This window comes from Vibrio sp. McD22-P3, from assembly GCF_021568915.1.
GTDB lineage: Bacteria > Pseudomonadota > Gammaproteobacteria > Enterobacterales > Vibrionaceae > Vibrio > Vibrio mediterranei.
On the sequence record NZ_JAKGTN010000003.1, the window covers coordinates 336,048 to 351,467 of the forward strand.

Annotated in this window: 12 protein-coding genes; all 12 read right to left on the minus strand. The window is 45.3% G+C overall.

What is annotated here, in order from left to right; genetic code table 11:
- Positions 1-3: 3 nt before the first annotated feature.
- The 12 genes from L2W36_RS05515 to L2W36_RS05570 all read right to left on the minus strand — a co-directional run bounded on the left by L2W36_RS05515 (position 4) and on the right by L2W36_RS05570 (position 15,366).
- Positions 4-3,078 carry an efflux RND transporter permease subunit gene (locus tag L2W36_RS05515; RefSeq protein ID WP_236109516.1) on the minus strand — a complete coding sequence of 1,025 codons (3,075 nt, stop codon included), beginning with the start codon at positions 3,076-3,078 and terminating at the stop codon, positions 4-6.
- 10 nt (positions 3,079-3,088) lie between these two features.
- Positions 3,089-4,171 (minus strand): efflux RND transporter periplasmic adaptor subunit, encoded by a 1,083-nt coding sequence (locus L2W36_RS05520; RefSeq protein ID WP_236109517.1) that lies wholly within the window; start codon positions 4,169-4,171, stop codon positions 3,089-3,091.
- Positions 4,172-4,258: 87 nt separating this feature from the next.
- Complete coding sequence (locus L2W36_RS05525) at positions 4,259-5,149, minus strand: LysR family transcriptional regulator (protein WP_063603842.1); 891 nt, start codon at positions 5,147-5,149, stop codon at positions 4,259-4,261.
- Between the two features lie 235 nt (positions 5,150-5,384).
- Positions 5,385-7,379 carry an alkyl/aryl-sulfatase gene (locus L2W36_RS05530; RefSeq protein ID WP_236109518.1) on the minus strand — a complete coding sequence of 665 codons (1,995 nt, stop codon included), beginning with the start codon at positions 7,377-7,379 and terminating at the stop codon, positions 5,385-5,387.
- A gap of 262 nt (positions 7,380-7,641) precedes the next feature.
- Complete coding sequence (locus L2W36_RS05535; protein ID WP_236109519.1) at positions 7,642-8,868, minus strand: beta-ketoacyl-ACP synthase; 1,227 nt, start codon at positions 8,866-8,868, stop codon at positions 7,642-7,644.
- The gene (locus L2W36_RS05540) at positions 8,865-9,590 is read right to left on the minus strand and encodes a 3-ketoacyl-ACP reductase FabG2 (protein ID WP_006071869.1); all 726 of its coding nucleotides are present in this window, start codon (positions 9,588-9,590) and stop codon (positions 8,865-8,867) included. The genes L2W36_RS05535 and L2W36_RS05540 overlap by 4 nt, the downstream gene beginning before the upstream one ends.
- The gene (locus L2W36_RS05545) at positions 9,587-10,051 is read right to left on the minus strand and encodes a hotdog family protein (protein WP_006071868.1); all 465 of its coding nucleotides are present in this window, start codon (positions 10,049-10,051) and stop codon (positions 9,587-9,589) included. Before L2W36_RS05545 ends, L2W36_RS05540 begins: the two co-directional genes overlap by 4 nt.
- Complete coding sequence (locus L2W36_RS05550; protein WP_038222458.1) at positions 10,044-11,249, minus strand: beta-ketoacyl-[acyl-carrier-protein] synthase family protein; 1,206 nt, start codon at positions 11,247-11,249, stop codon at positions 10,044-10,046. Before L2W36_RS05550 ends, L2W36_RS05545 begins: the two co-directional genes overlap by 8 nt.
- 9 nt (positions 11,250-11,258) lie before the next feature.
- On the minus strand, positions 11,259-11,855 hold the full coding sequence (locus L2W36_RS05555; RefSeq protein ID WP_031495343.1) for a DUF3261 domain-containing protein: 597 nt from the start codon (positions 11,853-11,855) through the stop codon (positions 11,259-11,261).
- 71 nt (positions 11,856-11,926) lie between these two features.
- Positions 11,927-14,299 carry an MMPL family transporter gene (locus L2W36_RS05560; RefSeq protein WP_236109520.1) on the minus strand — a complete coding sequence of 791 codons (2,373 nt, stop codon included), beginning with the start codon at positions 14,297-14,299 and terminating at the stop codon, positions 11,927-11,929.
- The gene (locus L2W36_RS05565) at positions 14,271-14,861 is read right to left on the minus strand and encodes an outer membrane lipoprotein carrier protein LolA (protein WP_236109534.1); all 591 of its coding nucleotides are present in this window, start codon (positions 14,859-14,861) and stop codon (positions 14,271-14,273) included. Before L2W36_RS05565 ends, L2W36_RS05560 begins: the two co-directional genes overlap by 29 nt.
- Before the next feature lie 52 nt (positions 14,862-14,913).
- On the minus strand, positions 14,914-15,366 hold the full coding sequence (locus L2W36_RS05570; protein WP_088877568.1) for an acyl-CoA thioesterase: 453 nt from the start codon (positions 15,364-15,366) through the stop codon (positions 14,914-14,916).
- Positions 15,367-15,420 lie beyond the last annotated feature (54 nt).

A 15,420-nucleotide genomic window follows, 5' to 3' on the forward strand; every position in this document is an offset into this window, starting at 1 on the left:
GTTTTATGCCTTTTGTTCTGACGCGACGATAGTGCCGTGTGTCGATGATTTTGCTGTTGTTGGTGTCTCTTTGTAGGCCAAGCGATAAAGAGCTGGCATAACAAATAGTGACAACACCGTTGCGGCTGCCAGTCCACCAATAATGGTTGCGGCCATTTGATCAAATAACAGGTCACTGAGCAGTGGGATCATCCCCAAGGCCGTGGTTAATGCGCCCATAGATATAGCCATCGTACGATTAATCGTCGCTGACTTAATGGCTTCGGAAAGTCCCAAACCGTTCTGCCTTTCTAGTTCAATTTGATCCATGAGCACGATGCCATTTTTAATAATCATACCCATGAGCGTTACGGCACCGATGAGCGCCATGAAACCAAATGGCTTATCAAAAGCAAGTAGGGCAAAGGTGGCACCTGTTGCTGCTAATGGAATCGTAGAAAGAATAATCACAGGCTGTTTAAAGCCATTAAACATCGCGACGAGGATAATCACCATGATGAGCAGTGCTTTAGGCAGCTGCTTCAAAATGTCTGACACTGCTTTGTGTTCGTCGTAATACTCGCCACCCCACGTCATTGTGTAGCCAGGTGGCAACTCAATTGCTTCAATCTGGTCTTTAATGGCATTTCGAACTCTCGCAGGAGTGCTGGTACGTTCAACCCCCGCCTGAGCTGTGATGGTTTTCACGCGGTCACGACGCCAAATCATGCTCTCTTCGGCTTTTAACTCGAAGCCATCCACAACTTGCCCTAGTGGAACACTGTGCAATCCAAGAATGGACTTAACGGGTAATGTCTCTAGTGATGCCATGGTTTGTTCAGAACCACGAAGCTGAATGGTAATTAACTCATCATTGAGGTTCATTTGACCAAGTGGCATGCCATCCGAGGCGCGCTTCATGGCAAAGGCGATATCGGTTCGATTGATGCCTGCACGGCGCGCTTTATCTTGGTTAATAATTGGAGTCAGTACCTTACTTTGTTGGCGCCAATCGTCTCGTACGTACTTCGCTTCAGGGTGCTGGGCCATAATGGCTTTAGCTTGATTAGCGAGTTGGTGTAGTACAGCTTCATCTGGACCAGAGAAGCGAGCTTCGACCGCGTATTTATCAGCGGTGGCAAGCTTCAAGGCTCGGAATCGAGGCTCCGCATTAGGAAACTGCTCCTCTACCCAAGCATCACCACGTGCAACAAGTGCAGATATTGATTGGTAATCTTTGGTGTTAATTAGTATTTGACCGTAAGCTGGGTCAAACGGTTCTGGTTCAACCGTCACAGAGAATCGAGGAACGCTACTACCAATTGCTGTGGCGATGCTCTCCACTTCTGGTTGCTGTAACAGCCAGGATTCCATTTTCCTCATGTCTATTGAGGTTTGTTCTACTTTGGCTCCATTAGGTAGCCAATAGTCGAAGAATACAATTGGGCGATCTGATTGTGGGATAAAGTTAATAGCAATGTACGGAACAGCCATTGCGGTAACCGCAATTAATGGAATCAATGCTGCTAGCGCTTTTTTGGGATTATCGACTGTCCAGTTTACGCATTGTTTGTAGCGAGCCATTTTGTCTTCGCTGCTTTCTGAATTAGGTTTGATGAACAGCCAACACATGAGAGTGGTGAATGTCATAGCAACAAGCCAAGAGAGTAAGAGTGAAGACGCTATGATATAAAATACTGAGCCTGCGAATTCGGCAGCGTCCGTTTTCGAGAATAGAACTGGACTTGCTCCCATGATGGCGATAATAGTCGCACCCAATAAAGGAACACCAGTTTCCTTAACAGAGTCTAACGCCGCTTGTGTTCGCTCAACACCTTTATTTAACTTTGCGATCATCATGTCAGTGATAACGATGGCGTTATCTACTAACATCCCAAGTGCTAAGATAAACGTACCTAGGGATACTCGGTGTAAATCTATATCGTTGATGTTCATATAGATAAGCGTTAACAGTATCGTCAGAAGAAGACTGCCGCCAACAATTGTTGCACTCTTAAAACCCATGAAGATCAGTAGCACCACAAAGACGATCGCAACACTTTCTAGCAGGTTGCCGACAAAGTTGTCGATAGCTTTTTGTACTTCGTCAGGTTGAAATGCAATAGTCGAGATATCAACCCCAAGAGGCAAGCTCGCTTGGTAGTCATTGATAATATCTTGGATCGTATCGCCTAACGACACGACATTAATCCCCGGGACTGGACTTACTGCCAATGTGACCGAAGCTTGTCCGTTGTAGCGGTTTTCTGTAAGTGCTGGTGTTTGATAGCCCATGGTGACATCTGCAACGTCACCGAGTCGAATAAGCCCAGTGCCAAACTCACTGACCCCGCCTTTAATTACGAGATTGCGAATATCGGCTAGAGATTGAAATTCACTACCTTGGTGGATTCGAATACGTTCTGAACCAGCATCGAATTTACCCGTTTCGAAGGTGGTATTGGTACTATTAAGTTGATTCCAAACTTGAGCTACAGGCAAGCCATACTGAGCAAGGCGTTCATCGGGAAGGTCGATATAGACCACACGTGGTTGGACACCGTGTAATTCAATTTTCTTAATGCCTTTTATGGTTTTTAAACGACGTTGGAGTTCTTCTGAATAACGACGAAGTTCTTCCGGCTGAGCATCGTTGCTATGAATGGCAAACAACATGCCATAGACTTCGGAAAACTCATCTTGCACTAGGCTGATTTGCGCTGTAGCAGGGAGCTGCAGTTTTACATCTTGTACCTTACTGCGAAGTATGTCCCATTGCTGAGGTAAGTCTTGGGAGTTCAGACTTTCTTTAAGGTCTACGAATACCATGGACATGCCTGGGCGAGACAGTGATCGTAACCGATTTAGTTCCCCCATTTCTTGCAGCTTGGTTTCGACCGTATCGGTCACCTGTTTCTCGACCTGTTCAGCCGATGCTCCTGGATATAAGGTAACGACAACCGCGGTTTTTACGGTAAAGCTTGGGTCTTCTAGCTTACCAAGATCAAAATAAGAATAGATGCCAGCGATGATACTAAGCGTGATAAAAAACAACAGAAACGTTTTTTGTCGAATGGCGAATTCGGCGAGTTTAATCATGTTCTATGTCCTATAGATCCCTAAGTACAAGTTTGTCTGCTACATCACCATCTTTTAAATAGAAAGATCCGCTCACTACTACGTAGTCGTCGCCTTTCACATTTCCAGAGATACAAGCTTGATAAGCATCTAAAGATCTCAGTTCAACGGGTGTCGAGACCACCTCGTTATTGCGTACCACATTGATATGTAGTTCCTCTTTCTCTCCCACTAGCGCCGAGTAGGGAATACAGAAGGAATCTTTAGCCACCATTGTTTTTGATGACACCGTAACGGACTTGCCCGAGAAGAGATGTTGGTTTGCATTGTCCAATGTGTAGGTAACGGTATAGGTCTGTTTGATCAGATGAGGAAGTGGAGCTATCTCGGTGACATACCCTTTGATAGGAGTGTCTGATTGATACCAGCTAATAGAACCTGAATCGTTGATACTAAACTGGTCGATCATATTTTCTGGCACATCAATCTCAACGTCCAATGCGGAGTTATCTTGCATGGTTGCTACGGCAATACCGGGTAGAACCTGCTCATGGGCATCAAATTCTACGCTGGCGATAATACCGTCAAAAGGTGCGACCAACTGTGTATAGCCTAATGTGTCTTTGGCTCTCTGAATGTTTTTATTGACGACTTTCACTGCTGAAAGGCTACGTTCATAACCACTCGTGGCACGGTCTAAATTTACACTGGCAATCGCATTGTCAGCGATTGCTTGCTTAACCCGTTTTAACTCGGCTTTTGCTAGTTTGTGAGCTGACTTTGCTTCAAGCATCTTTGCTTCTAGTTCTTCGAGTGCTACTTGATAGTCATGAGGATCTAAGCGAGCAATTACGTCACCCTTTCTAACGCTATCGCCAGCTTGTACGTGAACTTCGCTCAGCGTACCGGGAACTCGAAATGCCAAGTTAGCGCTATCATGAGCACGGACTACACCACTAAAATGCTTGGTTGAATTATCTTCTAAGCTATTGAGTCTGATGACCTGTAAAGTGGTTTGTTTTGGTTCAGGTTGCTCTAGCACCTTGGCTTGATTGCATCCAAGCAACGCGATGGACGTTGCGATGCAGAGTGTGATTGTGTTTATTGTTTTCATAATAGATAGCTCCGTAATAATGGAGCTATCTTAATATTGAACAGTGTTCAAATAAGCCGTCTCTGATGAGACTTACTGTCATAAAAATTATGACAATTGATTGAGGCGCGGTATTTCTGAAGAGAGGTGCTCGATGAGCACTTTACTGGCTTTATTCAATGTTTTTGGCTGAGGGTAGAGTAGCCAACCATCTTCTTTTATGGCTGTTTCTTGAGGTAGCAAAGGCACGAGCGTTCCTTGTTTTAGCTCTCGTTGTATCATCATTGTCGGTAAGAAACTAATACCTCGACCCCTTATGGTCGCGCCTTTAATAAAGCCGACACTGTTGGCGATTAAACTTGCTTTGACAGAAGCGGTACCTGAATCAAAGTGCCACTGGCTGTCGATATCACCACTAGGCCAGCGAAAACAAATACACTTATGTTGGTCAAGTTCGTCTAACGACTCTAGAGCTCCAAACTCTTCAACATACTCAGGTGAAGCGACTAATGCTCGGCGATATTGAATCACTTTTCGGGCAACAATATCAGAGTCGAATATGGTTCCGCCGTGAATAGCGATATCTAAACCCTGCTGAAAAATCTCATTGAATCCGTTACTGATACTGCGGATGTCGAGTTGAATCTCAGGGTATTTGTCATGAAATTCGAACAAGATAGGCTGCAGAAGGTCATAAGTCTCGGGTAGGACTCCGAGCTTAATTTTCCCTGTAAGCATATCTCTAGAACTGGACAGTGATTGTTGAGCACGGTCGAATAACTCTATGGCTTGGGTAATTTCGTCAAAATAGGTGCTACCACTGTTTGTCAGCGATAGGTTGCGGGTTGTCCGGTGAAATAATTGCGACCCTACTGCCTTTTCGAGTTCATTGATTCGTCGACTGACATTGGCTCTAGGCAGATCAAGCGCATTGGCCGCGGCAGTAAAACTGCCTAGTTCTACTACTTTTGTGAACAGTTTTAGGTCTGCAATTTTCATATCAGAATCGTAGTGCTAAAAAGACGGAATTTTCGAGCGTATGATAGTAATTAAAAAGATGAACAACATGGTCTAAAAAGGACTGATTGCCTCATTAGCTAGCGTGATATGAATAGATTGGTATGGAATATTGAAGAGGAAGGGTAGGTTGGTAGTATGCATTGACTGTATCGTTCGAGTTTGCCAGTTGCATACTACCTTTGTTGTTTTAGATAATACTTTCTAGACGAGAGAGTTATTTAGCCAGAGGCATAATTTCGAAACCTTGCTTAAAGCTATCTAGCGAACTAGCCAAATCTTTGAGCGTGTTCGCATCACCTTCAACTTGAGCTTTGTTGGACTTAATCAACTCATCAAGCGTAGTTTGACCTAACACCACCTTGGTCAAATCGGATTTGTTGATGCGTAGGGTGGTATCGGTATCTTTCACTATTTCATCGACTTCAAGGCTTGCCATATTGGCGTTAGACACTTCAACGTAATAGGTTTCTTGAACGTCAGGATGAACCACATTCATATTGAATTCTAAACCTAGTGTTTCCGCTTTAGGAGCATTGAGGCGCACGGCGATGAAATCTAGGAAACTCGAAGTTGGAGTGTTGGCGATAACATCCGCCGATGCTACTTTAGTTCCTTCACCGATTTGGTTGGTACGAAGCTCAACCGCAGCTTGTAAGTAGCTATTACGCCACGCCATGGTTTCTGACTGATAGCCTTGCTGCTCAAAGCTGTCAGCTAACAACTCGCGTGCTTGTTTGTTATCGGGATTACACATGACAACATCATTGAGCAGTTGAGAGGCTTGTTGATACTCGCCCGCCGCAAAATGTTCTTGGCCGACTTTCATGAAGGTATCGATACCAGCAGCGTTAACATAGGTACATGACTTATCAACTGTAGTCAGTGGATTGGTGTTAACTGGATTCATGTCGTAATAACCCAAATACATGTTCACAACAGCACGTGCATTATGCGAGTAGGAACCGTGGTAACCTCTTGAAGCCCAGTTGTTTTGCTGCGTTTTCGGTATGATCTTGTCGATTTCACGCCCAACATCATTAATGGTGACACCGTGGTTAGCAAGGCGCAGCGACTGGTTATGGACAAATCCATAGTTATCACGCTGAAGGGTAATGTAGTCGGAAATTTCGTTCCCTTTATCATTCCACACCGGAGCAGAGTGAGCCGCGTGAATACTGTCGACTAATCCAGAGTCTACAAATCGCATTTTCAGCTCTGTCAGGTACTTAGTCCAGATTAACGAGTCACGGACTTTAGCACCGCGGAAGGTATAGATATTGTGTTGGCCGTCGTAGGTCAATTCTGCAGTATGCAGTGTGCGGTATTCAGGGATGTAATGAACAATCTCTGCGGGTGCTTCTGCTCCTGGCATATTGATAAAGTGGAACTCTAGCCCACCAATATCAACGGTCTCTTCTCTTTCTTCAATGTACTGAGTTGGCGCTACAAGCGTAACATTACCTTTTGATAAGCCCATGCCCAGTGCATTATCAACAATACCAGTGACATCGTTACCCAACTCTGAACCGTATTGATAAGCAGAACGACGTCCCATTGCGTTGCCCGCTAATACATTCTCGTCCGCCATTTCACGGATGAAATCTACCGGTGCGATAATAGGAGCACCTTCTACAAAGTCACCTGACTCGTAAATACCACGCGAGCCGCCGAAGTGGTCAACGTGCGTATGCGAGTAAATCATACCTACGATGTTATGCTTGCCGTTGATTTTCGGAAGATGCTTTTTCGCAAACTCCCAACCTGCTAGTGCGGTTTCAGCCGTTACCATAGGATCGTGAATAATGTAGCCTGTTTTTGCTTTATAGATAGTCATGTTTGAAAGGTCTGCACCACGAATCTGATACACACCTTCAGTGACTTGATACAGACCGCCTGACGTAAAGTTCATCTGTGCTTGTCGCCAAATCGAAGGGTTAACCGAGGCCGGGATTTCATCATTATCTAAGTGAGCCATGCGGTTTTTTAGCTCTCCTGCACGATGGTCACCAAACTCTGCTATTAGACCTCGCTTAGAACGATCAAATGCGGTGGTATCTTTCCATGGAAGTGTTTTGGCGAGCGCATTGTTGGCTTCGATAGTGTGTGAAGTTGCCGGTTTACCTTGGTAAGTCTCTACTGACTCGTAATCTGCAAATGCATGTGCAGAAACGATAGATAATACGGAAACAGCTAGAATGGATTTTTTCATAATGGCATCATTATTTGTGGGCTTTTAGTGTCTGAGGCGCATTGTAGATAGCGAGCTAAGGACCAACAATGCAGTGGGAGCGATAGCTGATATCACAACGATAAATATCAGTATGTCTATTTGTGACAGAATAGTGATGTCAGGTGGGACTAATGGTTATGGGAAACAAGAGAGTGTATGAGGACTAAAAACAACAAACCTCCACTCAATGAACTGAGCGGAGGTTAATAGCGACTAACTGTAAGTATGACGCGTAGAACGTCTACTTATATTTCTTAAAAATAATCGATGTATTGATACCACCAAAAGCAAAGTTATTGCTCATGATGTATTCAGCGTCGATATTGCGCCCTTCGCCGGTGATGTAATCTAATGCACCACATTCTTTATCAAGGCTGTTCAGGTTTAACGTTGGGCTAAACCAGCCAGAGTTCATCATCTCTAAACTAAGCCAGGCTTCAATAGCACCACAAGCCCCTAAGGTATGACCAAAATAGCTCTTAAGAGAACTGATAGGAATGTTGCCAAAGACATTGGCTGTTGCGTTACTTTCTGCGATATCACCACGCTCTGTAGCGGTTCCATGGGCAGAAACGTAGCCGATCTTATCGGCGGTGATACCGGCATCTCGTAACGCCATCTCCATACAGATTTGCATGGTCTCCATTTGAGGCTGTGTTACATGTGCAGCATCGCAGTTACTGGCAAAACCGATGATCTCGGCGTAAATAGTCGCACCCCTAGCAACGGCGTGTTCGTAATCTTCAAGGATCAATGTGCCAGCACCTTCGCCAATAACTAAGCCGTCTCTGCTTGAGTCGTAAGGACTCGGCGTGGACTTTGGATCATCGTTTTTTAAACTGGTGGCAAATAGCGTATCGAAGACGGCCGATTCCGTTGGGCAGAGCTCTTCGCTACCGCCTGCAACCATCACCGTTTGATAGCCATGTTTGACGGCTTCAAAAGCATAGCCAATCGCCTGACTTCCTGATGTACAAGCACTACTGGTAGGAATGACGCGACCTTTAAGGCCGAAGAAGAGGCCAACATTAACCGCGGTAGTGTGGGGCATCATCTGAACATAAGTAGTTGCGGTGATGGCCTTAGTACTCTTTTCATTGAGCATCACACCAAATGCACCAATGGCATCGGTACTTCCAGTAGAAGAACCGTAAGCAATACCAGTTTGCCCGTTGGTTAGAACGTCGTTGCCTATAAGCCCTGATTGCAGTAATGCATTTTCAGTAGCAACAGTAGCGAGCTTAGAAACACGCCCCATACCGCGCACTTGCTTACGTTTATAATGCTTTGGCAGTTCGAACTGATCAATTGGTGCGGCTAATTTAGTATTCAACCCGTCATATTGCTCGTAACTCGGCATATATTGAGTGGCGTTTTCACAGGCGCGAAGCTTCGGCTCGACCGCCGCCCAGTCGTTGCCAAAAGCGGTAACGCCAGACATTCCTGTCACAACAACACGGCGACTCATACTAGGCCTCCGTTAACAGAGATAACTTGGCGGGTGACATAAGAGGCAATATCAGACATCAGATAGCTTACCAGACCAGCCACTTCTTCAGGCTCACCCATTCTTCGGAGTGGAATTTGTGGCATCGCGTGCTCTTTCACGTGTTCGTCCACCATTCCAGTGTCAATCAAACCAGGTGCTACGCAGTTCACAGTGATTTTGCGCTTTGCCAGTTCTAGAGCAAGCGATTTTGTCGCGCCAATGACGCCAGCTTTTGCAGCGCTGTAGTTCGTTTGCCCGCGGTTACCCATGATTCCTGATACCGATGCAAGAGTGACGATTCTGCCGCCTTTGCGTTTTTGAACCATTGGCATTACACAAGGGTGAAGTACGTTATAAAAACTGTCTAGGTTAGTGTGAATAACCCCGTCCCATTCTTGTTCCGTCATTGCCGGAAAAGCGGTATCTCTAGTAATTCCCGCGTTGTTGACCACGCCGTAGTACGCACCATGCTCTTCAATATCCGCCTCAATTTGCTCACGACATTGAGCACGATTGCTGATATCAAACTGAATCAAGCGACCATTGCCGCCGTTCGCTTCGATGGTTGATAGCGTTGCTTGAGCGCCTTGTTTATCGCCCATGTAATGCACGGCGACGGTAAAACCATCATTAGCGAGTTGTATAGCAATGGCTTTACCAATACCTTTACTGGCACCAGTGACTAAAACTTGTCGGCTCATTGGGAGTTCCTATTTTTCATTTCTTCTAATTTTTGTTCAGATGGCACGTAAACATTGAGTTGGCATGAAGCAAGTTGAACTCCATCAAGCTCAAGTCGGGCAGAAAATACCGCCATTCCACTATCTTCAATCACTTTCTCTGCATAGACATCGAGAGTTTGTCCCTGCTCAAAACGGTCACAATCAACCTGGTAACGTCGGCTACCTAATAGAAAACCGATGGGAGGTGTCTCACCTTTTTGTTTGGCATGAAACCCTGACCAAGCAGCGATAGATTGTGCCATGAACTCGATACCGACGTATGCGGGAGTGGTCTTAGATTCGTTATCAAAAAACAATTGGTGCTCACCAATATCCACTTGGCAGTGCACAGACTCTTCTTGTACATCAATCAAACGGTCCACCAAAATCATCGGTGCATCATGAGGAAGCAGTTCGGCGATGTCTGGAAAATTAGTCATTCCATTCTCCAAAAATAAGACTGATGTTGTTGCCGCCAAAGGCAAATGAGTTACTCAATATTGCTTTTCCATTGAGTTTGAGGTCAGTCTCCACAAGGCTAATGTCGATGTCGGGTGCTTTGTTTTTGCAGGATTGCTTAGGCAAAGACAAATCCGATTTGAGTATGTGGTAAGCAATCGCTGCTTCTGTTGCACTGGCTGCGCCAAGTGTATGGCCCGTGAATGGCTTGGTAGAGCTGACTGGCACGTTAGTACCGAAAACACGAGAAATGGCTTTGCTTTCCATACTATCGTTTAATGGTGTCGCGGTTCCATGGGCATTAATATAGCCAATATCTGCAGGGCTTAATTGAGCATCTGCTAGGGCTTTTTGCATTGCTTCTTCCGCACCACGACCTTCCGGGTGAGGCGCTGAGATATGATGGGCGTCAGAACTGTCACCAGCCCCTAGCAAAGCGATTGGCTTGTTATCGGTGTCTAATGGTTGATGACCAAGCAGCATAAAGGCGGCGGACTCACCAATATTGATTCCATCTCGATCTGCATCGAATGGACGACAAAGCGTATTGGATAGCGCTTCTAAGCTATTGAATCCGTTCAGTGTTAGTGCACATAGCGTATCTGCGCCGCCTACAATAACCGCATCTACCAGCCCTGACTTGAGTAGCCGTTTCGCTGTGATGAATACACGCCCACTGGAAGAGCAGGCTGTTGAAATCGCATAACAAGGACCTTTGATGCCAAAGTACTTAGCAATAAAGTCACTACAGTTACCCAGCTCTTGTTTGGTGTAATGATATTCTTTTGGAAATTGGCCTGTAGCCAATATTTCAGTGTAAGCCACCTCACCGTCGGAAATCCCAGATGTGCTGGTCCCTACAATGACGGCGACGCGCTCTGAACCATAATGATTAATGGCGGCTCGCACATTGTCTTCTATTTGTTGCAATGCAGAAAGCGCCAATCGATTGTTTCTTGAATCGTAGCGGCTAAGCTTGGCGGGAAGCTCAGGTAGTGCTTCTTTAACGCGTCCTACGACAGTCTCTTTTCCCGAATTCAACAATCCATGGTCGCGTTCCATATGGTTGCAATAACCTTGAGACAAGCTCCGTCTTACACCTTCAGGTGTATGTCCTAGAGCTGAGTGGAACCCGCAATCTTGGATGAAAATGGGTATTGGGGGAATGCTTTGCTTCATACCTATCTATTATTTACTGCCGTTGAGTTGAAAGTTGAGCGTTTGGATTACGATTGAGTACCCCAATTGTTGGTGCTCAAAGTAAATTTTACCACGAAGTGGATCTGGGTTGCTGTAACGGATTGTGATTACCGTAGCCCCAGTCTCATCGATGAGCTGACGTTGTTGCGTGGAATCTTTGATTCGCCAACCTATTGCGCTAAGTGAGGCTTCCCAAGCGCTCTTTGGCCAGAGCGTCATCATGAGATTAAACAAAATTTGCTCCGGCTCAGGAAGTGTATTCTCCAAGCCGTTCAGTACGTTTGCCTCGATATCGTTATTCTGATAACTCAGAGACATAATGCGTGTTCCCCAAGAAGAGAACCCCGCGAGTACAAGTTTGTCTTTATCCACTTGCAACTGCACTGGCAGCTGTGAGGACTCTGCTCCCTTTGGAGTTTGCCAGGTCGCACTGATCAGTTGACTGGCGCTGAGCTGATACCCTAGTTGAGCTGGAGTCGGCAGTTCAACCGATGTATTTGGGTTTAATTGCACTTGTGTAGAGGCATCTTGTGGTTGTAAAGCACAGCCTGTCGTCACTAGGAGAAAGAGCGTTGCGATCAACATACCGATACGTTGCTTTAGCCTATTAATAATCTTTATCGGTGTGTGAGCCAGAGTAGGAGAAAAGGTTAAGGTCATTTCATTTCCTTATTATCAACAATGGCTAAAGGCGAGAGCAGCCAAGCCACGAAAATACCGACTAATACGGTAATTCCGAAGCTGTGAATAGCGTGTGTTTGACTCAAAGACAGCAAACCGAATGACAATAATGTCGTGATAGCAGAAAGCGTGATCGCTAGTAAGGTGCTTTGGCATCGCTGTTGTTCAGCAAAAAACAAGGTGTAATCGATGCCAATACCAATGATTAGAATCAGTGCCAGTAGGTTAAACAGGTTTAATTCTCCACCAGACAACACTGTCACGGCCAATCCTGCAACACATGCGATGAGTGAGGGTAGAAGGATTCGTATGCTGTGAGTCGGACCATAGCGCCACACTAAAACGGCGGCTATAGTTGCAATGGCAAAACCCAACAACTCCATAATCTTGACTCGGTATTGAGCAAAAAGATCAGACACTTCTTCTGCCTTGTTCAGGTAGGTGATGTTGTTATGCTGGTGGGCTAGCTGTTTAATACTTTCAGCGCTAGACACATCTTTTAGTAAAATCACTGAGGCGACTTTACCTTCGATATCGCCGAGATATAAGAAACGAACTGGCTCAGATACCGCCTGTTTAAGGTAGTCAGTTAACGTGATCAATTGAGGCTGTTTCGCCATGGGCGGCAACTGACTTATTTGCAGCGCCGCTTTTAATGGTTCGGCTTGATCTGCGTATAAATTCTGAATTAACTCAAAATCTTGTGCCTGTCTTTGCTGTGAAGGAAGGTAGCGGCTTAGACTTTGGTAACCGGTAATCACGTGATTGTCTTGCCACGAGTCCAATTGCGGCTCTAGCGATTCTAAAGTTTGCATTAGCGCTTCGTTGTTTTGAGCGGTAATCACTAACATCTGCTGAGAGGATTGCATTCCGGTTAAACCAGAAATAGTAGATTCTTGCTGTTTTAAGTCCGCTGGCATCGCCTGCAACTGATGGATGTCATCGTTATAGCGTACTTTGGTGACAGCGATAGCGCTTAGCAGCAAAACAACCAGAGGTAGGCCCAACCAGACACTTCGATTCTGCCAATAGCCAAGCCACAGCTGACTCAACTTCTGACCCGGCAGAGCACGCGGCTGACTTGGTGTTTTTGCTAAGATTGGGTACCACGCGACTACAGTGACATAGGCCGAGATCAGTCCAATTGCCGAGAACAATGCCAACTGTTGTAAGCCGGGGAAAGGGGCAATTAATAAACCTAGGTAACCAATTAGACTAGTGAGTAGCCCAAAAGTGATCGCTACAAAAATATGTTGCAACCCTTTAAGGCTGTTCCAATTATTACCCGCTGCTAAACGGTCAGTAAGAAAGTGAAAGGCATAATCAATAGACACACCAATCAAGCTAGCACCAAACACTAAGCTAAATAGGTGAACCTGTCCAAATATCGCTGTTGTCACTGCTAAAGCAACCAACAAACCCATGGATACTGAAAGAAGTGCTAGAGCAAGTGGCACGACACTTCGAAAAACGAGAACAATTAACAGCACTACGCCAACGAGCGAAAATACGCCAATTGTACTGATTTCGGACTTAGCACTGCGAGTACCGAAATCGGCATAAAAAAGTACACCAGTATGTGCAACATCAACGTCAAACTTGTGCTTGAGCTGCTGCTGCCAGTGCTCGATGTCAGGCACGGCTTTCTGCGCCTTCATACTATAAGGTGAGTCGTTGAGTTCAGCCGTCACCAGTAAATAGGTTTTGCCATGATATTCTGTGGTTAAGAAACCGTTCAGTAATTGGAACGCTGAAGAAGAGTGACTTACTTGACTTAAATAATCGCGAAACAGTAGAAAAGGGTCATTCTCCAATTCGCTACCCGTAACGCCAGAAAATGGGTTGTAAATCGCTTGAATAACTTGTTGTGTTTGGGCGCTAGGGTTAGTGGTTAGTCGCTCTCTTTGATCTTTGGTCAGTTGCTGCCAGCGGTGTTGAAAGTAATATTGAGCCCATTGCTTTTGTTGGTCTTGCGATATTTTCGCAGTGACCGAAGCAAAATAGGGACTGTCTTTCAGTTGATTAGCAAAAGCGTTTGCAGCGTTGTAGAGAGACGAGTGCTCTTTTGAGTTACCGTCAGTCGATAGCACAAACACCACTTTGTCACTCATACTGGCTGTCACTTTATTAAATGCACTTTCCGCGATAGGGTTTTGCTGGTTGACGGGGAGCAGCTTTAGAATGTCAGTCTCAATTGGTGAGGTCGCTGAGAATCCCCATTGCTTGATCAGTAAGAAAACAGCAAATACAACGATGCCAGCCCACAATGTGGCCAGTTGATAACAACGTGTTTGAGTGAACTGTAGGCGGCGCATAATGTTAGAACTTGAATTGAGTTTGTTCGGCATCCGTTAAGCTTTCAGGTTGGTAGCTTTGGTTGCTGAAAAGGATGTCGGTTTTATCGCCACGTATCTCTTGCAGTGTTAAGCGTTCAAGGTCGCTTTTTCCACCTAGTGTGATGGTATTAAAAACGGCATTGAGTGGTGCGGCTTTAGGCGTTAAAGCTAAGGTCCATTGGCCATTGTCGGCTTTAAACGTCATATCAAATTGCTGCTTAAGCTGGTCGGTATCACCATGAAACACGGCTAGGAAAATATGGCTAAAATAAAATGCCATAGGATTATCCTTTGCTGTGATAACTTGTGCAGGTTGGTCCGCGAAAGTCTGGCGTAACTTGTCTTTTGTTAACACTAACTGCACCGTAAAGGGCACATCTTGCCGCCATAATAAACCGTGCGTTTTATCGAGTGTAAATTGACCCGTTGAAGTTAAAGGTTGGTCAAACATTGCGAGCGTGCGCTTCTGTTCAAAATCGCCACGTACGATAGGATGTTGAGCGAGTTGCTGTTGCAACTCTTCCATTGTGTTAACTTGGGCCAACGCAAAAGGAGAAGCAATGAGCAGCATCATTGTAGCTATAGTTCTCAAGGCTGAACAATAGCGTCTAACGTGGATATTTTGTCTAATTTTCATTATTGAAATGTCCTTGCTTATGCCATTGCTCAACTTTGTCTGTGAATATCGTTGGAGAGACGAAACACATCTCTTCAGTTTCAATGGCTACTGCCACCTGTGTGGTATGCGCTTTACACATACGAGCACCAGTTTGCGCGTCGTAAATCACATAGTCGACTCTCAGACGGTTTTCCCATTCAGTTAACTCTGCCGTTATTCGGATCTCATGATTGAAGGGAATGGCTTTCACGTATTTCACTCGAGTATCAATGATCGGCCACGCATAGCCAGAGGCTTGCATGGCACGATAATCGTAGCTAATTTTACTCATCAAAACTCGGCGGGCTTCTTCGAAAAATCGAAAGAAATTCCCGTGATAGATGACGCCCATAGGATCCGCATCTTGAAAAGAGGTAATGATGTTGACCTCAGCCGTAAGCGGATGTTGAATATCAGTCATAACGATTCCTAATACTGTATAAACCCATGGGGTTAACTAAACAATTTAACCAGA